Source organism: Cupriavidus phytohabitans (assembly GCF_000426345.1).
GTDB lineage: Bacteria > Pseudomonadota > Gammaproteobacteria > Burkholderiales > Burkholderiaceae > Cupriavidus.
Map to the genome: position 1 here is coordinate 112,023 of NZ_AUFE01000013.1, position 21,885 is coordinate 133,907.

At 65.8% G+C, this 21,885-nt stretch carries 19 protein-coding genes and 2 pseudogenes; 9 read left to right on the forward strand and 12 right to left on the reverse strand.

Going from position 1 to position 21,885, the window contains the following annotated elements; all coding sequences use genetic code 11:
- The first annotated feature begins 62 nt into the window (after nt 1-62).
- Complete coding sequence (locus K309_RS0112775) at nt 63-2,042, forward strand: monovalent cation:proton antiporter family protein (protein ID WP_029046784.1); 1,980 nt, start codon at nt 63-65, stop codon at nt 2,040-2,042.
- A gap of 19 nt (nt 2,043-2,061) precedes the next feature.
- Here the strand turns inward: K309_RS0112775 and K309_RS0112780 are convergent, their stop codons facing one another.
- Nucleotides 2,062-2,451: a ribbon-helix-helix domain-containing protein gene (locus K309_RS0112780; protein ID WP_029046785.1), complete on the reverse strand. Its 390-nt coding sequence runs from the start codon at nt 2,449-2,451 to the stop codon at nt 2,062-2,064.
- An 86-nt stretch (nt 2,452-2,537) separates the two neighbouring features.
- Complete coding sequence (locus K309_RS0112785; RefSeq protein ID WP_029046786.1) at nt 2,538-3,116, reverse strand: DJ-1/PfpI family protein; 579 nt, start codon at nt 3,114-3,116, stop codon at nt 2,538-2,540.
- Nucleotides 3,117-3,269: 153 nt separating this feature from the next.
- Here K309_RS0112785 and K309_RS0112790 point away from each other — a divergent pair, with 153 nt between their 5' ends.
- The 3 genes from K309_RS0112790 (at nt 3,270) to K309_RS0112800 (ending at nt 6,349) form a co-directional block, all read left to right on the forward strand.
- On the forward strand, nt 3,270-3,842 hold the full coding sequence (locus tag K309_RS0112790) for an adenine phosphoribosyltransferase (RefSeq protein WP_029046787.1): 573 nt from the start codon (nt 3,270-3,272) through the stop codon (nt 3,840-3,842).
- A gap of 46 nt (nt 3,843-3,888) precedes the next feature.
- Nucleotides 3,889-4,500: a LysE family translocator gene (locus K309_RS0112795; RefSeq protein ID WP_029046788.1), complete on the forward strand. Its 612-nt coding sequence runs from the start codon at nt 3,889-3,891 to the stop codon at nt 4,498-4,500.
- A 169-nt stretch (nt 4,501-4,669) separates the two neighbouring features.
- On the forward strand, nt 4,670-6,349 hold the full coding sequence (locus tag K309_RS0112800; RefSeq protein WP_029046789.1) for a Na/Pi cotransporter family protein: 1,680 nt from the start codon (nt 4,670-4,672) through the stop codon (nt 6,347-6,349).
- Nucleotides 6,350-6,358: 9 nt separating this feature from the next.
- Here the strand turns inward: K309_RS0112800 and K309_RS0112805 are convergent, their stop codons facing one another.
- Entirely contained in the window at nt 6,359-6,844 is a 486-nt protein-coding gene (locus tag K309_RS0112805; RefSeq protein ID WP_029046790.1) for an adenosine-specific kinase, read from the reverse strand.
- 114 nt (nt 6,845-6,958) lie between these two features.
- Here K309_RS0112805 and K309_RS0112810 point away from each other — a divergent pair, with 114 nt between their 5' ends.
- On the forward strand, nt 6,959-7,552 hold the full coding sequence (locus K309_RS0112810; RefSeq protein ID WP_029046791.1) for a histidine phosphatase family protein: 594 nt from the start codon (nt 6,959-6,961) through the stop codon (nt 7,550-7,552).
- A gap of 26 nt (nt 7,553-7,578) precedes the next feature.
- On the opposite strand, the gene uvrA is transcribed toward K309_RS0112810, so the two are convergent.
- On the reverse strand, nt 7,579-10,443 hold the full coding sequence (uvrA, locus tag K309_RS0112815) for an excinuclease ABC subunit UvrA (protein WP_029046792.1): 2,865 nt from the start codon (nt 10,441-10,443) through the stop codon (nt 7,579-7,581).
- 409 nt (nt 10,444-10,852) lie between these two features.
- On the opposite strand from uvrA, the gene K309_RS0112820 reads away from it, so the two are divergent.
- The 3 genes and pseudogenes from K309_RS0112820 to ltrA all read left to right on the forward strand — a co-directional run bounded on the left by K309_RS0112820 (nt 10,853) and on the right by ltrA (nt 14,768).
- The gene (locus K309_RS0112820; protein WP_029046793.1) at nt 10,853-12,103 is read left to right on the forward strand and encodes an MFS transporter; all 1,251 of its coding nucleotides are present in this window, start codon (nt 10,853-10,855) and stop codon (nt 12,101-12,103) included.
- 259 nt (nt 12,104-12,362) lie between these two features.
- Nucleotides 12,363-12,926, forward strand: coding sequence for a single-stranded DNA-binding protein (locus tag K309_RS0112825; protein WP_029046794.1), 564 nt, complete (start codon nt 12,363-12,365; stop codon nt 12,924-12,926).
- 601 nt (nt 12,927-13,527) lie between these two features.
- Nucleotides 13,528-14,768: pseudogene (gene ltrA / locus K309_RS36460) on the forward strand (group II intron reverse transcriptase/maturase).
- Between the two features lie 221 nt (nt 14,769-14,989).
- Here the strand turns inward: ltrA and arsH are convergent.
- The 7 genes and pseudogenes from arsH to K309_RS0112865 form a co-directional block, all read right to left on the reverse strand.
- A pseudogene (gene arsH, locus K309_RS0112835) lies at nt 14,990-15,749 on the reverse strand (arsenical resistance protein ArsH); the annotation flags it as partial.
- Nucleotides 15,746-16,168 carry an arsenate reductase (glutaredoxin) gene (gene arsC, locus K309_RS0112840; protein ID WP_029046796.1) on the reverse strand — a complete coding sequence of 141 codons (423 nt, stop codon included), beginning with the start codon at nt 16,166-16,168 and terminating at the stop codon, nt 15,746-15,748. The pseudogene arsH and the gene arsC, both read right to left, overlap by 4 nt.
- A gap of 8 nt (nt 16,169-16,176) precedes the next feature.
- Nucleotides 16,177-17,241 (reverse strand): ACR3 family arsenite efflux transporter, encoded by a 1,065-nt coding sequence (arsB, locus tag K309_RS0112845; protein ID WP_029046797.1) that lies wholly within the window; start codon nt 17,239-17,241, stop codon nt 16,177-16,179.
- A complete protein-coding gene (locus tag K309_RS0112850) occupies nt 17,238-17,750 on the reverse strand; it encodes an arsenate reductase ArsC (RefSeq protein ID WP_029046798.1) in 513 nt (170 codons plus the stop codon). Before K309_RS0112850 ends, arsB begins: the two co-directional genes overlap by 4 nt.
- A 66-nt stretch (nt 17,751-17,816) precedes the next feature.
- Nucleotides 17,817-18,305 carry an ArsI/CadI family heavy metal resistance metalloenzyme gene (locus K309_RS0112855; protein WP_029046799.1) on the reverse strand — a complete coding sequence of 163 codons (489 nt, stop codon included), beginning with the start codon at nt 18,303-18,305 and terminating at the stop codon, nt 17,817-17,819.
- 2 nt (nt 18,306-18,307) lie between these two features.
- Nucleotides 18,308-18,637, reverse strand: coding sequence for an ArsR/SmtB family transcription factor (locus K309_RS0112860; RefSeq protein ID WP_029046800.1), 330 nt, complete (start codon nt 18,635-18,637; stop codon nt 18,308-18,310).
- Between the two features lie 320 nt (nt 18,638-18,957).
- A complete protein-coding gene (locus K309_RS0112865) occupies nt 18,958-20,496 on the reverse strand; it encodes a 4-hydroxyphenylacetate 3-hydroxylase N-terminal domain-containing protein (protein WP_035877345.1) in 1,539 nt (512 codons plus the stop codon).
- 249 nt (nt 20,497-20,745) lie between these two features.
- On the opposite strand from K309_RS0112865, the gene K309_RS43780 reads away from it, so the two are divergent.
- Nucleotides 20,746-20,880 (forward strand): hypothetical protein, encoded by a 135-nt coding sequence (locus tag K309_RS43780; protein WP_255360110.1) that lies wholly within the window; start codon nt 20,746-20,748, stop codon nt 20,878-20,880.
- Nucleotides 20,881-20,929: 49 nt separating this feature from the next.
- Here K309_RS43780 and K309_RS0112875 read toward each other — a convergent pair whose 3' ends face one another.
- Entirely contained in the window at nt 20,930-21,856 is a 927-nt protein-coding gene (locus K309_RS0112875; RefSeq protein WP_029046802.1) for a LysR family transcriptional regulator, read from the reverse strand.
- Nucleotides 21,857-21,885 lie beyond the last annotated feature (29 nt).

Genomic DNA, 21,885 nt, shown 5'->3' on the forward strand with positions numbered 1-21,885 from the left:
TTTCCCGGCAGGGTGCCCGTGCCGGGTCGGACGCGCACCTGGCCGGTTACCCGACCATCCTGATGCACTCACCGCTGGAACTGACCCTGGTGCTGCTGGCCGCTGCCGTTTTCGGCGTGGTCGCTTTCCGCATGCTGCAGCTGCCGCCGATGCTTGGCTACCTGGCCGTTGGCATCCTGATCGGCCCGCATGCGCTGGGGCTGGCCAGCGACACCGCGCAGACCAAGTACCTGGCCGAGTTCGGCGTGGTGTTCCTGATGTTCTCGATCGGGCTGGAGTTCAGCCTGGGCAAGCTGCGGTCGATGAAGCGCCTGGTGTTCGGGCTGGGCGGCTCGCAGGTGGTGCTGTCGATGCTGGCGGTAGTGCCCGCCAGCTGGGCCTTCAACTGGCTGTTCCCGCTGACGTGGCAGGCCTCGGTGGCGCTGGGCGGGGCGCTGGCGATGTCGTCCACGGCGATCGTCTCCAAGATGCTGTCCGAGCGCATGGAACTGGAGAGCGAGCACGGCCGCAACATCATCAGCATCCTGCTGTTCCAGGATCTGGCGGTGGTGCCGCTGCTGATCCTGATCCCGGCACTGTCGCGCGACCCGGGCGACCTGGTGATGGCGCTGGGACTGGCCACGGTCAAGATCGTGGTGGCGCTGGGTGCGATCTTCTTTCTCGGCCAGCGCCTGATGAGCCGCTGGTTCCACATCGTGGCGGCGCGCCGTTCGCAGGAACTGTTCATGCTGAACCTGCTGCTGGTGACGCTGGGCATGGCGGCGCTGACCGAGCGGCTGGGCCTGTCGATGGCGCTGGGCGCGTTCATGGCCGGCATGCTGATTTCCGAGACGCCGTACCGGCACCAGGTGGAAGAAGACATCAAGCCGTTCCGCGACGTGCTGCTGGGGCTGTTCTTCGTCACCATCGGCATGCTGCTCAATATCCGCGTGGTGCTGGACCACCTGTGGCTGGTGCTGGCGCTGCTGGTGGGGCCGATCCTGTTCAAGCTGGTGCTGATCGCGGTGCTGGCGCGGGTATTCGGCTCGCGCCAGGGGGTGGCGATCCGCACCGGCCTGGGGCTGGCGCAGGCCGGTGAATTCGGCTTCGTGCTGCTGAACCAGATCGACGGCCTGAACCTGGTCGACCCGGTGCTGATCCAGGTGATCCTGGCCTCGATGCTGCTGTCGATGCTGGCCGCGCCGTTCCTGATCCAGTACAGCGATGCCATCGTGCTGCGCTTTGCCGCCAACGAATGGCTGATGCAGTCGCTGAACATGACCCGCATCGCCGCGCAGAGCCTGCAGACGGAAAAACACGCCATCATCTGCGGCTTCGGCCGCAGCGGCCAGAACCTGGCGCACATGCTGGAGCGCGAAGGCATCACTTATGTCGCGCTCGATCTGGACCCCGACCGCGTGCGCGAGGCCGCCGCCGCCGGCGACACCGTGGTCTACGGCGACGCCGGCCGGCGTGAGGCGCTGATCGCCGCCGGCATCCACCGCGCCGCGGCGCTGATCGTCACCTACGCCAACACGCCGTCAGCGCTCAAAGTGCTGCACCACGTGCAGGAGCTGGCGCCGGCGCTGCCGGTGATCGTGCGCACCGTCGACGATTCGGAGCTGGACGTCCTGCAAAAGGCCGGCGCCACCGAGGTCGTGCCCGAGATCATCGAGGGCAGCCTGATGCTGGCCTCGCACGCGCTGGTGCTGCTGGGCGTGCCGATGCGGCATGTGCTGCGCGGCGTGCAGGAGGCGCGCGACGCGCGCTACAGCCTGCTGCGCGGCTACTTCCACGGCCGCGACGACGATGAAGACATGGTCGAGCGCGATTCGGTGCGGCTGCATTCCGTGTCGCTGGGGCCGCAGTCGACCGCGGTAGGGCGGCGCCTGGGCATGCTTGGGCTGGAGCGGATCGGCGTGGAGGTGACCGCGGTGCGCCGGCGCGGCATCCGCGCCTTCGATCCGGAGCCCGAGACCGTGCTGGAACCGGGCGATATCGTCGTGCTGCGCGGCCAGCCGGAGGCGCTGGAAGCCGCCGAGATGCGGATCCTGAACGGCTGACTGCCTTGCCGGGCGCCAGTCAGTGGGAAAACGCTTGCTGTGGGCGCGCCTCCACCCAGGACTCCGGAAGGTCGTTCAGCACTGAGCGCGCGTCCAATGAACGGATCGGCACCGACTGGTCCGCCGGAATCCGCCCCGCGCCCTGCAGCTTCAGGTAGCGCAGGCAGCACACCCGCAGGAAGGAAGAGAAGTTGCCTGCTACCGCTTCGCTGCCGCGGTGGGCGGTCAGTTCGTCATGCAGGCGCGTGATCAGCTGGTTGACGGTCATGCCGTCGCGCGTGGCCAGTTCTTCCAGCACTTCCCAGAACAGGCTCTCCAGGCGGATGCTGGTGGCCACGCCATGCAGCCGCAGCGAACGCGCCTGGGTCTGGTACGAGGCCGGGTTGGCGCGGATAAAGATCTCACACATCTAAGCTCTCCGTGCTGCGCCGCGAGCGGCGCGCGGGTGCATGCCGCGCCGCTCCGTGATGGCGCGGCGCCGCGTGGCGGAAGGCTCTAATGTACGATCCGCGTGCCCAGCACCGCAAGGAACTGCGCCAGCCACGCCGGGTGCGCCGGCCAGGCCGGCGCGGTGACCAGCTTGCCGTCGGTATGCGCCTGGTCGACCGGGATATCGACGTACGTGCCGCCGGCAAGCTTCACTTCCGGTGCGCACGCCGGGTAGGCCGAGCAACCCTTGCCCTCCAGCACGCCGGCGGCGGCCAGCAGCTGGGCGCCGTGGCAGACCGCGGCGATGGGCTTGTCGGCCTGGGCGAAGTGGCGCACGATCTCCAGCACGCGGGCGTTCAGGCGCAGGTATTCGGGCGCGCGGCCGCCGGGGATCACCAGCGCGTCGTACGCGGCCGGGTCGATCTCGGCAAAGCTGGCGTTGAGGGTGAAGTTGTGGCCGCGTTTCTCGGTGTAGGTCTGGTCGCCCTCGAAGTCGTGGATCGCCGTGGCGCAGGCGGCACCTGCCTTCTTGTCGGGACATACGGCGTGGACGGTGTGGCCGACCATCTGCAGTGCCTGGAACGGCACCATGGTCTCGTAGTCTTCGGCGTAGTCGCCGACCAGCATCAGTATCTTCTTCGCCATCGCGGTCTCCTGTATGGTTACGGGTGTCCGGCGGCAGCCGGCAGGGCCATTGTGCTGGCCGCTCCGGCGGCGCGGGTGGTAACCCGTTACCGCAGCCGTTGCAGGCATGTTTCACCGGCGCGCGAGGCGCGCTTTCTGTTTTTTCCGAACCCTATGGCAGATTCCATCATCCAGTCCCCTGACCTCGGCGACGTCACCGGCTATTTGCGCGACCGCATCCGGACCGTGCCGGACTGGCCAATGCCGGGCGTGATGTTTCGCGACATCACGCCGCTCTTGCAGGACCCCAAGACGCTGCGCGTGCTGATCGACGTCTTCGTGCACCGCTACATGGACGCCGAGCTCGACCTCGTCGCCGGCATCGATGCGCGCGGCTTTATCCTGGGCGCGATCGTCGCGTACGAGCTGAACCTGGGCTTCGTGCCGATCCGCAAGAAGGGCAAGCTGCCGTTCCAGACGGTGGCCGAGGAATACGAGCTGGAGTACGGCAGCGCGACCGTCGAGATCCATGCCGATGCCTGCAAGGCCGGCGACCGCGTGCTGCTGGTCGACGACCTGATCGCCACCGGCGGCACCATGATGGCGGGGCGCAAGCTGCTGGAGCGGCTGGGCGCCACGGTGGTGGAGGGTGCCGCCATCGTCGACTTGCCGGAGCTGGGCGGCTCGAAGCTGCTGCAGGACGGCGGGCTGCCGCTGTTCACGGTGTGCCGCTTCGACGGACACTGATCCACGCTCACCGACAGAACGATACGGAGATCGACACGGAGACCAAATGCCAGACCTGCTGCTGTTCCTGCTGACCTCGGTCGCGATCACCGTCGCGCCCGGCCCCGACAACCTGCAGGTGCTCGCGCGCGGCATGGCGCAGGGACGGCGCGCGGGGCTGGTGGCGGCGCTGGGTTTCTCGGTCGGCTGCCTGTTCCATACCGTGATCGCGGCGGTCGGGCTGGCGGCGGTGCTGCGCTCTTCGCCACTGGCGTTCCAGCTGATCAAGTATGCCGGCGCCGCCTACCTGATCTGGATCGGCATCCAGGCGCTGCGCGCCAGGGGCGGGCTGGCGCAGGGCGGCGACGTCGATGCGGTGCCGCTGGGCCGCGTGTTTCGCCAGAGCGTGCTCGGCAACATCATGAACCCCAAGGTGACGCTGTTCTTCCTGGTATTCCTGCCGCAGTTCGTGCGCGCCGATGCCGCGCATCCCGGGCTGCAGTTCCTGCTGCTGGGCGTGGTCTTCATGCTGCAGACCGCGGTGGTGTTCTCGCTGTTCGGCCTGTGCGCGGGCTGGCTGGGGGCATGGCTGCGGCGCCGCCCGGCCACGGGGCGCTGGCTCGACCGTGCCGCGGGGGCGATCTTCGTCGGGCTGGGCATCAAGGTCGCGCTGCCCTGAGCGCAGCCGCGGCCGTGCCGCGGCATGTGTTGCCTGGTGCCCCCACCCCTTGCCCTGTGCCGTTGCCGCTGCCCCATGGCGGGCGCATAATGCCTCATTGACAACTACACGATGACCGGGCAGGGCCGCCTCCGGCAGTAATTCGGCACCGGTCACACTGAGGCGCACAATGGGCGTACTTCTTCATCTGCTCTCGGGCGTTGCCCTGCTTGTATGGGGCACCAACATCGTCAAGGTCGGCATCCTGCGCGTCTACGGCGCCAACCTGCGCCACGTGCTGTCGACCAGCGTCTCCAACCGCTTCACCGCCTTCCTTGCCGGGCTCGGGGTCACCGGGCTGGTCCAGAGCAGCAACGCCACCGCGGTTATCGTCAGTTCCTTCGTCGGCCAGGGCCTGATCGCCGTGGCGCCGGCGCTGGCGATCATGCTCGGCGCCAACGTCGGCACCGCGCTGATGGTGCAGGTGTTTTCGCTCGACCTGTCGTGGCTGTCGCCGCTGCTGATCTTCGTCGGCGTGATCGGCCACCTGACCTGGAAGGGCAGCAAGCCCGGCCACGTCGGGCGCGTGCTGATCGGCCTGGGCCTGATCACGCTGGCGCTCGAGCTGATCTCGATCGCCACGCGGCCGGTGGTGCAGGCCGCCGGCGTCAAGGTACTGTTTGCGTCGCTGACCGGCGACTCGGGGCTGGACATGCTGGTGGGCGCGTTCCTGACCATCCTGTGCTATTCCAGCCTGGCCGTGGTGCTGTTCTGCGGCGCGCTGGCCTCGGCCGGCGTGGTGTCGATCCACGTGGCGCTGGCGCTGGTGCTGGGCGCCAACCTCGGCTCGGGCATCTCGGCGCTGCTGACCACTTCGGGCAACAACCAGCCGGGCAAGCGCGTGACGCTGGGCAACCTGCTGTCGCGCCTGCTGGGTTGCCTGGTGGCGCTGCCGCTGCTGACCCAGGCCGAAGAGCTGCTGGCGCTGATCGACCATGATCCGCAGCGGCTGATCGTCAATTTCCACCTGCTGTTCAATGTCGCTCTGGCGGTGCTGCTGCTGGGCGCCACGGCGCCGCTGGCGCGCCTGTGCGAAAAGGTGCTGCCCGGGCGCAATACCGGCGACAGCCAGGTCACGCCGCGCCATCTCGACCCGGCCGCGCTGACCACGCCCACGCTGGCGCTGGCCAACGCCGCGCGCGAGGTGCTGCGCATCGGCGACCGTGTCGAGCAGATGCTCGACAACATGCTGCGCGTGATGCGGACCAATGACGTCAAGCTGGCCACCGCCACCTGCCGCATCGACAACGAGGTCGACGACCTCTACACCGCGATCAAGCTCTACCTGACCCGCATCAGCCTGGAAGCGCTGGACGAGCGCGACGGCCAGCGCTGGACCGAGATCATCTCGCTGACCATCAACCTGGAGCATGCCGGCGACATCATCGAGCGCATCCTGCTCGATACCAAGGACAAGAAGATCGCGCACAACCTGATGTTCTCCGAAGCGGGCATGGAGGAAATCGCCGAAATGCATGCGCGCCTGGTGGCCAACCTGCGGCTGGGTTTGTCGGTGTTCCTCAACGGCGACCTGAAGAGTGCGCAGGCGCTGATGGCGGAGAAGGCCAACTTCCGCGAACTGGAGCGCAAGTACGCCCACACCCACCTGCAGCGCGTGGCCGAGCAGACGGCGGAAAGCGTCGAGACCAGTTCGCTGCACCTGGATGTGATCAGCGAGCTGAAGCGGCTGAATTCGCTGTTCTGCGCGACGGCCTATCCGGTGCTGGAGCAGGCCGGCGTGCTGAACCGCAGCCGGATGAAGGTAGACGATGTGCCGCCCGTCACGCGGGTACAGGCGGCGCAGCATTGAGCGGCACGGCTACAGCTTGTAGCCGAACTTGCGCAGCAGCGCCTTGCGCTCCGCCACATCCGCCTCGGTCTCGATCCCCAGCGGCGAGGCGCCGTCGATCACGCCCACCACGCCGCGGCCGGCATCGGTCTGCGCGACGATCACCTGAGTCGGGTTCGCCGTCGCGCAGTAGATCCGGCACACCTCTGGCACCGCGCGCACCGCGCCCAGCACGTTCACCGGGAAGAACCCGTCGCCCAGGAAGATCAGGAAGCTGTGTCCCGCGCCGATGGCGCGCGCGTTCTCGCAAGCCATGTCGATCAGTTGCTCATCGGTGCCCGACCAGCGCACCAGCCGCTTGCCCGAGGCCTCGCAGAACGCCAGCCCGAAGCGGATGCCTGGCACCGTGCCCACCAGCGCCTCGTGCAGGTCTTCCACGGTCTTGATGAAATGCGAGTGACCAAAGATGAAGTTGGTGGCTTCCGGCTTGCTGACCGGTACGACCGTGAGTTCCATGCGGGGCTCCTGTGCGATGCGTGTCGCCGTCCGGTTCATGGTAGGGCGCGAGGTGGCGAAAGCAAGCCGGCGCCTGCTATACCGGAGGGGATTGGCTCACCACCGGAGCAGCCGATGCCTGCCTCTTGCCGCTTGCTTGCCCTGCTTGCCATCGTGCCGGCGCTTGCTGCCGCGCAGGTCGCTCCGGCATCACAGGGCGAGATCGCGGTGAGCGAACTGCAGCGCCCGAATGTCGTGGTGGTGCTGCGCCATGCCAGCGCCCCGGGCGTGGGCGACCCGCCCGGTTTCCGGCTGGCCGATTGTGCCACCCAGCGTAACCTCGATGCGCGCGGACGCGAGCAGGCAGCGCGGCTGGGGACGACCTGGAGGGCGGCCGGCTTCCGGCCGACGCAGGTGTGGAGCAGCGCGTGGTGCCGCTGCCAGGACACGGCGCGGTTGATTGGCCTGGGACCGGTACAGGTGCAGCCGCTGCTCAATTCGTTCTTCGGGGCGGAAGCGCGGCGCCGCGACGCGCAGGTCGAGCAGCTGTCGCGCCTGATCGACGGGCTCGACCCGCGGGGCGGGCCCTACCTGATGGTCACGCACCAGGTGGTGATCACCGCGTTGACCGGCCACGGTGCCGACAGCGGTGGCGGCGTGGCGATAGAGTTGCCGCAGGGCGGCACGGCGCGGCGCACGCGTGTGCTGCCGGCCGCCGGACTCGACTGAGCCCGGCCTGTCGGCAGCTCAGCAGGTCAGCCGCGCTTGAGCAGCGGCGCCAGGTACTTGCCGGTGAAGCTGGCCTTGCTCTTCGCCACAGCCTCCGGCGTGCCCCGCGCGATCACCTGGCCGCCGCCGGCGCCGCCCTCCGGGCCCATGTCGATCAGCCAGTCGGCGGTCTTGATGACGTCCAGGTTGTGCTCGATGATGACCACGGTATTGCCCTGGTCGCGCAGCTTGTGGATGACCTTGAGCAGCAGCTCGATATCGTGGAAGTGCAGGCCCGTGGTGGGCTCGTCCAGGATATAGAGCGTGCGCCCGGTGTCGCGCTTGGACAGTTCCAGCGACAGCTTGACGCGCTGCGCCTCGCCGCCCGACAGCGTGGTCGCCGACTGCCCCAGCCGGATATAGCCCAGGCCCACGTCCAGCAGCGTCTGCAGCTTGCGCCGCACCACCGGCACCGCGCTGAAGAACTCATGCGCCTGCTCGACGGTCAGGTCCAGCACCTCGGAGATGTTCCTGCCCTTGTACAGGACTTCGAGCGTCTCGCGGTTGTAGCGCTTGCCGTGGCAGACGTCGCAGGGCACGTACACGTCGGGCAGGAAGTGCATCTCGACCTTGAGCACGCCGTCGCCCTGGCACGACTCGCAGCGCCCGCCCTTGACGTTGAACGAGAAGCGGCCCGGATCGTACCCGCGCTCCTTGGCCGCGGGCACGCCGGCGAACAGCTCGCGGATCGGCGTGAACAGGCCGGTGTAGGTGGCCGGGTTGGAGCGCGGCGTGCGGCCGATCGGGCTCTGGTCGACGTTGATGACCTTGTCGAAATGCTCGAGCCCCTCGATGCGGTCGTGCTGCGCCGGCTCCGGCGTCGAGCCGTACAGGTGGCGCGCCACCGCGTGGTAGAGCGTGTCGTTGATCAGCGTCGACTTGCCCGAGCCGGACACGCCGGTGATGCAGGTGAGCAGGCCCACCGGCACCTCGGCGGTGACGTTGCGCAGGTTGTTGCCGCTGGCGTTGACGATGCGCAGCAGCCGTTCTTCGTCCGGGGCGGCACGCTGCTTCGGCACTTCGATGCGGCGCTGGCCGGACAGGTATTGCCCGGTCAGCGAAGCCGGCGAATCCTCGATCTGCCGCGGCGTGCCCTCGGCCACGATCATGCCGCCGTGCACGCCCGCGCCCGGGCCGATATCGACGACGTAGTCGCAGGCGCGGATCATGTCCTCGTCGTGCTCGACCACCAGCACCGAGTTGCCGATATCGCGCAGGTGCTTGAGCGTGCCGATCAGGCGGTCGTTGTCGCGCTGGTGCAGGCCGATCGAAGGCTCGTCCAGCACGTACATCACGCCGGTCAGGCCAGAGCCGATCTGCGACGCCAGCCGGATGCGCTGCGCCTCGCCGCCGGACAGCGTGTCGGCGCTGCGTTCCAGCGACAGGTAGTCCAGCCCCACGTTGTTGAGGAAGTTCAGCCGCGCGGTGATCTCCTTGACGATCTTGTCGGCGATCTCGCGCTTGGCGCCGTGCATGTCCAGCGTCAGGAAGTAGGTCAGCGCGTCGCGCAGCGGCCAGCCGTTGATCTCATAGATCGCGCGCGCCTGCTCGTTCTCGCCGAGCTTGACGTGGCGCGCTTCGGTTCGCAGGCGCGTACCGTGGCAGGCGGGGCAGGGCTGGTTGTTCTGGTACTTGGCCAGTTCCTCGCGCACGGCGACGGAATCGGTCTCGCGGTAGCGGCGTTCCAGGTTGGGGATGATCCCTTCGAACACATGCTCGCGCACCGTGGTGCGGCCGCGCTCGTTGATATAGGTGAACGGGATCTCCTGCTCGCCCGAGCCGTGCAGCACCACCTGCTGCACGTTCTCCGGCAGCTCCTCGAACGCCGTCTCGGTATCGAAGTCGTAGAACGCCGCCAGGCTCTGCAGCATCTGGAAGTAGAACTGGTTGCGCCGGTCCCAGCCCTTGATCGCGCCCGAAGCCAGCGACAGGTTGGGGAAAGCCACCACGCGCTTCGGATCGAAGAACGTGATCTGGCCCAGCCCGTCGCAGCTCGGGCACGCGCCCATCGGGTTGTTGAACGAGAACAGCCGCGGCTCCAGCTCCTGCAGCGAGTACGAGCAGATCGGGCAGGCAAAGCGCGAGCTGAAGGTGTGCTCCTTGCCGCTGTCCATCTCCAGCGCCAGCGCGCGGCCGTCGGCCAGGCGCAGCGCGGTCTCGAACGATTCGGCCAGGCGCTGCTTGATGTCGGCGCGGACCTTCACGCGGTCGACCACCACGTCGATGCTGTGCTTCTCGGTTTTCTTCAGCTTGGGCAGCTGGTCTACCTCGTACACCCTGGCCTCGGCCTCATGCGCGGTGCCGCCGCCCGAGCGGATGCGGAAGCGCACGAAGCCCTGCGCCTGCATGCTGTCGAACAGGTCCGAGTGCTCGCCCTTGCGGTCGACCACCACCGGCGCCAGGATCATCAGCTTGGTGTCCTCGGGCAGCGCCAGGGCCGCGTCCACCATCTGCGACACGCTCTGCGCCTGCAGCGGCAGGTTGTGGTCGGGGCAGTAGGGCGTGCCGGCGCGCGCGTACAGCAGGCGCAGGTAGTCGTGGATCTCGGTGACGGTGCCGACCGTCGAGCGCGGGTTGTGGCTGGTGGCCTTCTGCTCGATCGAGATCGCCGGCGACAGGCCTTCGATCAGGTCCACGTCCGGCTTTTCCATCAGCTGCAGGAACTGGCGGGCGTAGGCGGAGAGCGACTCCACGTAGCGGCGCTGGCCCTCGGCATAGAGCGTGTCGAAGGCGAGCGAAGACTTGCCCGAGCCCGACAGGCCGGTGATCACGATCAGCCGGTTGCGCGGCAGGTCGAGATTGATGTTCTTCAGGTTGTGGGTACGCGCCCCACGGATCTTGATTTCTTCCATATGCCGAAAAGTCGTCGCCAGGCAGGCCGCCCCGGCCGGGCTGGCCGAGGCTGTCTGAAGGAAAGGCAAACCCCAGTGTCCAGGTGCGCTGGCTGGCACTTCCTGCCGCTGGCGACGGCGGAATGCGCATCCGGGCACACGCCCGGGGGCCCTCTGGCAAGGCCAGGTGACCCGGGAAGCGCGAAGGAGCAAACCTGTTAATATACCCAACTTCGGTTTCCGGGGTAGCCGGCCCAGAACGGGCGCATGCCGGGAACCCCGGCGCGGAGCCGTCACCGGCCTCATTTCCAGGGCGACCCGGAAGGCGGGCGGACACCGGCCAGAGGCCATACCGGCCGATGCCGTCACAAAACGGCCACCCGGCCGGCCCCGCCAGCCGACCCGCTTTCCAGAGATCCTCACGATCGCAATGCCGCCGATCCAGTCTTCTTCCCCGGACGCGAGCCCTGCCGGCGCGTCCCAGGCTCCCGCCCGCGAACGCATGACGCGCACCGAGCTGCGCGCCAGCGTGTCGCTGGCCAGCATCTTTGCCCTGCGCATGCTGGGGCTGTTCCTGATCCTGCCCGTATTCGCCGAATACGCCCGCAACCTGCCCGACGGGCATGACGCCCAGCGCGTCGGCCTGGCCATGGGCATCTATGGCCTGATGCAGGCCTTCCTGCATATCCCGCTGGGCTGGCTCTCCGACCGCATCGGGCGCAAGCCGGTGATGGTGGGCGGGCTGCTGCTGTTTATCGCCGGCGGCCTGGTGGCGGCGTTCTCCGACACGCTGACGGGCATCATCGCCGGCCGCGCGCTGCAGGGCATGGGCGCGATCTCGGCGGCCATCACGGCCTGCATCGCCGACCTCACGCGCGAGCGCCATCGCACCAAGGCGATGGCGATGGTCGGCGGCAGCATCGGCCTGACCTTTGCGCTGTCGCTGGTGATCGCCTCGCCGCTGCTGCACAGCATCGGCATGGCGGGCATCTTCGGCCTGATGTCGGTGCTGGGGCTGGTGGCCATCGGCGTGACGCTGTTCCTGGTCCCGGCGCCGCCAGCGCCGCACCCGGTGCGGCTGCCGTTCCGCAAGGTGCTGCTCAATGCCGACCTGGCGCGGCTGAACGTTGGCGTGCTGGCGCTCCATGCGTCGCAGGTGGCCATGTTCATGGTGGTGCCGGCGATGCTGACCGATGCCGGCATGCCGCTCGACCAGCACTGGAAGGTCTACCTGCCGGTGGTGCTGGTGTCGTTCGTGCTGATGCTGGGCCCGATGATGGCGGCGGAGCGTTACGGCCGCGTGCGCCCGGTGCTGCTCGGCGCGGTGGCGCTGATGACGGCGGTGCAACTGCTGTTCGCAGCGGTGCATGGCTTGTGGGCCATCGTTGGCGTGCTCTTGCTGTTCTTTGTCGCATTCAACGTGCTGGAGGCAATGCAGCCCTCGCTGGTGTCGCGCTACGCCGCGGCCGCGCGCGGCGCCGCGCTCGGCGTGTACAACACCACGCAGGCGCTGGGCCTGTTCCTGGGCGGTGCCGTTGGCGGCTGGCTGCTGAAGCACGAGGGCCGCAGCGCGGTGTTCGTCGGCTGCGCGGCCGTGCTGCTGCTCTGGCTTATAATCGCCTGGAGCATGAAGGCGCCCCCGGCCCGCGGGCAGGAGGCCGCACCGGCGCCGGCTGCCTGAAGTTGCCTTGGCATCGCATCAATCCGTAAAGCTTTCCGGGCCGGAAATGGCCTAGCATGATCGCGCCACCCGACACCGGCCGGGCGGCGCGATGTTCGTTACGTTGCTGCGCCCGGCGGCGCCGCAGTGACGGCGCAGTGCTGAACCAGGCAACCGGCCACGGTAGCCGCCGGCGCGGTATCGGATCACACTATCAGCTTCACCCTCATCGTATTGCCACGCTTTTCAACACAGCGCGTGGCTTTTGGAGAACATTCACATGGCCTCGGTCAACAAAGTCATTCTCGTCGGCAACCTCGGCGCTGACCCCGAAACCCGCTACATGCCCAGCGGCGACGCGGTCACCAACCTTCGCCTGGCGACCACCGATCGCTATAAGGACAAGCAGTCCGGCGAGATGAAGGAAGCCACCGAGTGGCACCGCGTTTCGATGTTCGGCAAGCTGGCCGAAATCGCCGGCCAGTACCTGCGCAAGGGCTCGTCGGTCTATATCGAGGGCCGCATCCGCACCCGCAAGTGGCAGGACCAGTCCGGCCAGGACAAGTACTCGACCGAAATCGTTGCCGACCAGATGCAGATGCTGGGCTCGCGCCAGGGCGGCGGTGGTGGTGGCGATGAAGGCGGCTTCGGCGGTGGTGGCGGTGGCTACAGCCGTGAATCGCAGGGAGGTGGCGGTGGTGGCTACGGCGGCGGCCGTGGCGGCCGTGGCGGCCAGGGCGGCCAGGGCGGCCAGGGCGGCGGCCAGGCTGGTGGCGGCGCTCGTCGCCCGCAGCAGGCGCCGTCGAATGGTTTCGAGGATATGGACGACGATATTCCGTTCTAATCTTGTGCAAGCAGTAGTTGTAAGGACCAGCCCCGCCTTTGTGCGGGGTTTTTCCTGTGTGCCGAGCATGTCCAACAGCTCGGGGGTGCAAGTCCCCTATCCAACCTGATGGTGGTGAAGGATTAGTGAAGCGCAAGGGCGTCGTCGCGAGGCGGGGTCTGAAGGAAGCGTGGAACAAAGCCACGACCTGACGAACAGAAACCAGATACGAGGCCTACCTGGCTGGACGAGCGAGCAAGTGATCGCGAAGTCCATAGCCATCAAGAGCCGGGATGGTAAATCTGGCAGGTGTGTGGTGAAGGCGGTTGGAATTACCTCGGGAGGCCTGCTTGGTGTCCTGAAATCAGGACTGAATGACTCGCAAGGGCCATTGACCGCTAGGCAGGAGTCAGCATAGGGCATAGTACGGCGGCGACGCCGGAAGGCCTGAACGGAATAGAGCGGCAAGTAAGCCGGTGAACTCGATATGGAAGCGCAGCAGAAAACGCACCGCGACCTTGAGCAAGGGAGAAGGGGTGAAGCCTCGGCGCCCGGCCCTCGAGGGGCTGAATCCATGGCGGCGAACTCCGAGCCTGAAAGCCCGTCGGTAAGCGACCGACTGATGGAGGCAATCTGTGAACCGGAGAACCTGAGGCAGGCACTGAAGAGGGTGAAGGCGAACAAGGGCGCGCCGGGGGTAGACGGGATGACCGTCAAAGAGCTGCCGGCGTACCTGAAGTCGCACTGGGCTGAGTTACGGGAGCAACTGCTAAGCGGTACCTACAAGGCTCAACCTGTGAGGCGGGTCGAGATACCGAAGCCGGACGGCGGCATCAGAAAATTGGGTGTGCCAACGGCGAGGGACCGATTCATCCAGCAGGCGGCGATGCAGGTGCTGCAACGGCAGTGGGATCCGACGTTCTCGGATGCCAGCTATGGCTTCCGCCCGGGGCGCTCAGCGCACCAGGCGGTAGCTCGGGCACAGGGCCATATTGAGTCGGGGTGCAGATGGGTTGTAGACCTCGACTTGGAAAAGTTCTTTGACCGGGTGAACCACGATCTTTTGATGAGCCGGGTGGCGAGGCGAGTGAGCGACAAGCGGGTCTTGAAGCTGATTCGTGGCTTCCTGACCTCGGGGGTACTGGAGCAGGGGCTGGTTGGCCCCACGGAGGAAGGGACGCCGCAAGGCGGCCCGCTCTCGCCGTTGCTCTCCAACCTGCTGCTTGACGATCTTGACCGGGAACTGGAGCGACGCGGGCTCTGCTTCGTACGCTATGCCGACGACTGCAATGTCTACGTGCATAGCGAGCGGGCGGGCCAGCGGGTGATGAGCGGGCTGAAAGCCTTCCTCAGCAATAAGCTCAAGTTGAAAGTCAACGATTCGAAAAGTGCAGTAGCACCGCCCGAGGAGCGGAAGTTCCTTGGCTTCAGCTTTCGAATTACCTCGCGAGTGTGGCGTGTGATTGCGCCCCAATCCGTGCGGCGATTCAAGGCGAAGGTAAGGGAACTGACGCGCCGCTCACGCGGGATCGGCCTTGAGCGGATGGTGGCAGAATTACGCCGCTTCCTGACTGGCTGGCGGGGTACTTTGGCTTCAGTGAATTGCCAAGCACGCTGCGCGAACTCGACGGCTGGCTGCGCCGACGCCTGCGCTGTTTCCTCTGGAAGCAGTGGAAGGTCAGCCCGGCAAGGTTCCGAGAACTGCGGGCCCGCGGCATTGGCCCCGACCTGAGCGCCCAAACTGTGGGGAGTTCACACGGGCCATGGCGACTAAGCTGCAGTCCCGCACTCAACATGGCCCTGCCTAATCGGTACTTCGACGAACTGGGACTTCCATCATTAGTACGCAAACCGATTAACTAGACCGAACCGCCGTGTACGGACCCGTATGCACGGTGGTGTGGGAGGGGCCGGGCCGCGAGGTCCGCTCCTATCCCGATTCTGCTCAGTACCTTATGGACGGTGGTGCATTGGAAAGATTCGAAGACGGATCCCCGGCGAAGTATGAGATTCCCGTCAGGAAGCGGAGTGTCAATCCGAACAGGGTGCGGTTGAGTCCGCATGAACGTGAATGCGCGCCGGCATTCCGCTTCGCCGCTATCGGTTGCCGGTCTGGGCTTCGTTCTCGTAGTTCATGGCGGCCGCAGCGAGCGCCGTGGCATTGGCCGGCGCGGCTTCCTTGCGTTCGCTGTATCGGTCAGTGAGGTAATCGCTGCGGTCGCGCACCAGGAGGGTGAACTTGTAGAGCTCCTCCATGACGTCAACCACGCGGTCGTAGTAAGACGACGGCTTCATGCGGCCGTTGGCGTCGAACTCCTGGTACGCCTTGGCGACCGACGACTGGTTCGGAATCGTCACCATGCGCATCCAGCGCCCCAGCACGCGTAGCGCGTTGACGGCGTTGAAGGACTGCGAGCCACCGCACACCTGCATCACGGCCAGCGTGCGGCCTTGCGTCGGGCGAATTCCGCCAATCTCCAGCGGCAGCCAGTCGACCTGGTTCTTGAAGACGGCCGTCAGCGTGCCGTGGCGCTCGGGGCTGCACCACACCTGGCCTTCCGACCACTCGGAGAGCTTGCGCAACTCGGCTACCTTCGGGTGATCAGCGGGCACACTGTCCGCCATCGGCAGATCGCGCGGATCGAATACGCGTGTCTCCGCCCCGAAGTGCTGAAGAATCCGTTCGGCCTCCTGGACCAGCAGGCGGCTATAGGACGTCTCGCGCAGCGAGCCGTAGAGGAGCAGGATGCGTGGCGGGTCGGTGCTGACGCGTGCCGGTTCCAGCTTGCGGAGGTCTGGCGTATCGAGCACTGCAGGGACGACGTTGGGCAAATCCGCGGTCATCGGATTCTCCGGCCTTGTGCGTCGATGACGGCCTCGCCGTCCTCCTTGGTGAAGGCCCCCTGCTGCGGCGCCGGCAGGATGTCCAGCACGACTTCCGACGGCCTGCACAACCGTACGCCAGGTTCCGTGACGACAAAGGGCCGGTTGATCAGGATCGGGTGGGCCAGCATCGCATCAAGCAACTGGTCGTCGGTCAACGCGGGATCGCCAAGGCCAAGCTCCGCATAGGGCGTGCCCTTCTCGCGGATTGCCTGGCGCACGGCGAGGCCGGCATCGCGGATCATCGCCTGCAACGTCTGCCGGTCGGGCGGCGTGTTCAGGTACTCGATGACGGTCGGCTCGATGCCCGCATTGCGGATCATGGCCAGCGTATTGCGCGATGTGCCGCAGTCGGGATTGTGATAGATGGTGACGGTCATGGGAAGCTTCAGTGCGATTCGTACCAGCGCTGCGAGCGGTTGACCACGCCCACGACGAACAGCATCACGGGCACTTCGATCAGCACGCCGACAACAGTGGCGAGCGCTGCGCCGGATTGGAAGCCAAACAGGCTGATGGCGGTGGCCACGGCCAGTTCGAAGAAGTTGCTCGCGCCGATCAGTGCCGAAGGGCCGGCCACGCAGTGGGCCACCCCGAGCTTGCGGTTCAGCAGGTAGGCCAGGCCGGAGTTCACCAGAACCTGGATCAGGATCGGCACGGCCAGCAACAGGATGATCAGGGGCTGCTCCACGATGGCATTGCCCTGGAAGCCGAACAGCAGCACGAGCGTCGCAAGCAGTGCGGTGATCGAGTAGGGCCCCAGCGCGCCCACAACGCGCTTGTATGTGGCCTCGCCACGCGCCAGCAATGTCTTGCGGATGACCTGTGCGATCAGAACGGGCACGACAATGTAGAGCGCGACCGAGGTGATGAGCGTGTCCCACGGCACAGTGATCGACGACAGGCCCAGCAGCAGTGCGACGACAGGCGCGAAGGCCACGACCATGATGGCGTCGTTGAGTGCCACCTGCGAGAGCGTGAAATACGGATCGCCCTTGCACAACTGGGACCAGACAAACACCATCGCCGTGCAGGGCGCCGCAGCCAGCAGGATCAGGCCGGCGACGTAGCTGTCGAGCTGGTCCGCCGGCAGCCAGCCGGCAAACAGATGGCGCACGAAGATCCAGCCCAGCAGCGCCATCGAGAACGGCTTGACGAGCCAGTTCACGAAGAGTGTCACGCCGATGCCGCGCCAGTGGCCTGCAACCTGGCCCATCGCGCCGAAGTCGATCTTGATCAGCATCGGGATGATCATGATCCAGATCAGCACGCCGACCGGCAGGTTCACCTGTGCCACTTCCAAAGCGCCGATGGCCTCGAAGACGGCTGGAAGCCATTGGCCGAGGAAGATGCCGGCGATGATGCAGAGGCCCACCCAGACGGTCAGGTAGCGCTCGAAGAAGCCAATGGCGCTGAGTTGCGCCGTCCCGGCAGTCCGTTGCAACGTGCTCATTCCGCCGACTCCACAGGCTGCCCGCCAATCGCGTGCATCTCCTTCTGGATAGCGTTGCGATCCAGTACGTGCAACGGCAGGTTCACGAACTGGCTGACGCGATTCAGGATCTGACGGAAGACCTGGTCGAACACCTTGCGCTTCTCGTCGTCGGACCCCTGAATGGCTGCGGGGTCTATAAAGCCCCAATGTGCCGTGATGGGCGTGCCCGGCCAGATCGGGCACACCTCACCGGCCGCCTGGTCGCAGACGGTAATGACGAAATCCATGCGGGGCGCATCGGGCAGAGCGAACTCGTCCCAGCTCTTGCTGCGCAGGCCCGAGGTGTCGTAGCCGATCGACTGGCAGCGCTCGATGGCGAAGGGATTCACCGTGCCGGACGGATGGCTGCCAGCACTGTAGGCATGAAAGCGTCCCTTGCCGAGCACGTTGAACAGGGCTTCGGCCATGACACTGCGAGCGGAGTTACCAGTGCACAGCACCAGCACGTTAAAAGTCTTGTCGGACATGGTCGTTGGGGCGAACGGCCGCCTCCTCGTCCGAGGAATCGGTAGAGGAGGCGTGTTAGAGAAAACTCAGCAGCAGCCGGATTCCGGCGAGCAGCAGGCGGTCTTGGTGGATTGCTTTGGCGCGGCGTTCAATTGAACTGGTACGCAGCATGCGGAGGCTTCGGCGCTACGATCGCGTGATTCCCCATAGGTCGGCGCATTGCCGAGCGTGTGGAACGATTCCCAGGCGATACCCGTCGGGTCAACCGACCAATGCTTGTTCGAGGTCGCGTAGCAGCAGTTCGTCTCGGACTGAGACTGCATGGGCAGGTTGGCGCTGGCCAGCCGTGTCTGCATCTCGGCAAGTTCTGCATCTGTCTCCACCTGGATCCCCAGATGGTCCACGCCCAGCTTCTCCGTGCGATTGGAAATGGCGAAGTTCACGCGTGGGTCGTCCAGCGCCCACTTCGCATAGTCGTCCCTGACGACGGTCGGCTCCGCGGCGAACAGTGCGGAGTAGTAGCGGATGCTGGCTGGCAGGTCGGCCACGCTGACGTGGACGTGGAAGCGCTTCATGATCAGGACTCCGAGGCAACGGAACAGCGGGATACCGGCGAGCACGGATTGCCACCACAGCAGTTCTCCGTGAGATAGCCAAGCAAGTCATTCATGGTCTCGAAGCGAGCCATGTAGATGATCGACCGGCCCTCCTGGCGGCTTGCCAGCAGTTCCGCGCGGTGCAGTTCCTTGAGGTGGAACGACAGCGAGGAAGCAGGCATCTCCATCAGTTCGGCAATGCGGCCAGCTGGCAGGCCTTCAGGGCCGGCCTGCACGAGCAGGCGAAATACAGCCAGCCGCACCGCGTGGGCAAGCGCGGCAAGTGCTTCAAGGGCGTTATCTGTTTCCATAGTTCCAATATAGTCGAAAAATAGAATGATTGCAATCGCCTGCTTGTGACACGGGAAGGTCGTAAGCATTGCCTGCGGTGTGGAGAGCCTGCGCGCAAAGATCCGCTGGTATGAAAACCACTGAAGCGCAATGGCTCCAGCGCTGGCAGCGCAGACTCAGTATCGAGGATCTGGATCGCCCGCTGCATCCCCGTTCCAGGTCCTACCTTACTTCCTTTTGTAAAGTTTCATCCTGGAGCCAGCTTGATTGCGGGCTTTTTCATTCCGGGCGTGTTGGCTAGCCCTTCGTGCCTCGTCAGCGAGTCGGCCGGCCGGAAGACTTATCGACGCGATAGCACGCTCACGTCGTCAGGGTTGATCAAGTCCGGGACAGTCCAGCCGTTCAGGTCATACTCGTCCATCGCCGAGCGCGCAAACGCCTTCATGCGGTCGAGATCACCGCTGCACTGAGCGCCAGACAGGTTGGTCAAGCGCGTGGCGTCGTTGCTGCCGATGTAATTGATCTCGTAAAGCTCATGGCGTCCACCGAACTCGGTGCCGATGGCATCCCACAGCATCTTCATCACCTTCACCCGCTCCTCCGCTCCGGCGCCACCAGACCCGCGCAGATACTTGTCCAGGTGAACACGGATTTCCGGCACGTTGAAGTCGCGCGCATGCGAGTTAAGGTAGACCAGCCCACTCGCCACGACCTGTTCGATGATATTCCGCACTCGTGGCAGTGCTTCCTGGTTCAGCACGCGATACGCACCGGCAAAATGCGGAGCAGGGCGGACATGGCCATGCCACGACACGTCGCTTTTGGCCATGGCATCCGACAGGGCCCAGAAGGCGTTGCGCCAGGCGATGACCTCGCCGAGTTGGACCTGCACGCCGTGATAGTTACGCGTGCCCGTGATTTCCAGTGCTCGCGCAAGCAGGCCGACGACAAAGTCCAGCTTGACCGAAACACGCGTGCAGCCGTGTAGCGACGCGCGATCGAGGAAGCCGGAGCCGGACTGCAGCGCGGCCTCCGATGCCACTTCACCGTGCATCAAGATGTTTTCCCAAGGCACGAAAACATTGTCCAGCACCAGGATCGCGTCGTTCTCGTCCAGGCGCGACGATAGCGGGTAGTCGAACGGGCTGCCCAGAGCCGCAGCCCGGAATTCGTTCGAGGCGCGACACAGTAACTTCAGCCCCGGAGCGTTGGTGGGCACGATGAACTTGGAACCGCTCGCCGGTGTGGCGTCAACGTTCGCCACATAGGTGTAGTGCGTCAACGCCGAGCCGGTTGCAACGACCTTCGCCCCGCTCACGTATATGCCGGCATCATCTTCGCGGATCACCCGCACGTAGACATCTGAGGTGGCGGTCGGCGGCAGCTCGCGGTCCACCGGAGGATTGACCACGGCATGTCCCAGATACCAGGTTTTCTCCTGAGCCTTGCGGTACCAGCGCCGGGCATTTTCCTCATACCCTCTATAAAACTCGGCATTCGGGCCGAGCGTAGCGAGGAAGGCGCCCTTGTAGTCCGGTGAGCGTCCCATCCAGCCCCAAGCGCATCGCTGCCAGCACGCAATTGCATCGCGCTGTGCTACCTGCTCCGCCACGTCTCGCGGCGCCCGGAAAAAGCGTTGGGTAAAGCCGCCCCACTCAGTCGGTACGCAAAGCAGGGCGTGGCGCGCAGGGTCATGCAGGGCGTCGTACATCCGCGCGATCATCCTTGCTGTATTGCGAAATGCCGGATGGTCGGCGACATTGCGTACCCGCTCGCCGTAAATCCACACCTCGCGCGCATCATCCAGACTATCCAAATACTCTTGGCCTGTGAACGGAATGTAGGCACGGGTATCGGTACTTCGCAGGTCGTCAAACATTTGGTGGTCTTCCGCGACGGAGTTGCCGGCCCGGTCCCAATTGCCGGGGCCTTGGACAAGGAGTAGAAACTCCCCATGCTGTCTGGACGATACATTGCTGCTCGACGAAAGGCGCTGCCCGTTCGTGCGCTGGGTAACGGAAACTATGTCTGTATGCTGCCGCAATTAACCAAGGGCTAATTTTTCTTCGTGCCCCAATCCAGATGGGGGTATGCCGTGGCGACGAGTTGCAGCGTATCGCTGCGCCGGATGGCTTCGCTCAGGTCGACTGACGGCATCGAGCATGCCTTCGCTACGGCAGGCCGGGCCAATCCCGGCACCAATGCCGACAAGGCCGTGTACGCCAATGCCAGAGGGCGCTGCATGGGCCACGGGCATCGCTGACGAAGACCTTCTGAGCGGGGGCGCAGCAGTGCGTTCAGGCGTTATCCCGCTACCACGCACTGTCCGTGCCGCCCGGCCCGCGCGAGCGGTGGCCGGCAAACCGCTCCAGCATGAAATCCACCAGTGCCCGCACCTTGTCCGGCCGGTGGTTGCGCGCGGGGAACACCAGGTAGATGTCCGCCGGCGCCAGCTGCCACTGCGGCAGCACGCGGCGCAGCGCGCCGCTGCGCAGGTGCTCGGCCACGTCCCATTCGGAGCGCACCAGCAGCCCTTGCCCGTCGAGCGCCCACGCCAGCGCCGATTCGCCGTCGTTGGTGCTCATGGTGCCGCGTACCTTGACCGTTTCCTGCTGCGCGCCGTTGCGCAGGTGCCAGGTGCCGAAGGTCTCGTCGGCCTCGCGGATAAAGATGCAGTTGTGCCGTGCCAGCTCGCGCGGATTTGCCGGCTCGCCGGCGTCGTGCAGGTAGGAAGGCGCGGCGCACAGCAGGCGGCGATTGTTGGCGAGCAGCCGCGCAGTGAGCCGTACATCGGGCAGCTCGCCGAAATGGATCAGCGCATCCAGCCCTTGTTCGACCAGGTTGAGCGGCCGGTCGCTCAGGTGCAGTTGCACCTCGATCCTGGGGAACGCGCGCGCGAACGCGGACAGCGCCGGCGCGATATGACGGCGGCCGAAGCCGAGTGTCGCGCCGATCTTCAGCAGGCCGTGCGGCGTGCTGCTGCTGCCGGCGATAGCGCGTTCCAGCGCTTCCATCTCCGCCAGGATGCGCGCGCCTTCGACCAGGTAGCTTTCGCCCTCCGGCGTCAGGCTGATGCGGCGCGTGGTCCGGTGCAGCAGCCGCACACCCAGCCGCGCCTCCAGCGCGGCCAGCCGCTTGCTGACTGCGGGCGGCGTCACGCCCAGTTCCTGCGCGGCCGCGGCCAGGCTGCCGTGCTTGTTGATGCACTGGAAGAAGGCGAGGTCGGAGAAGTGGTCCATTGATGAAATACAGGAACTAAAGAAGTAAC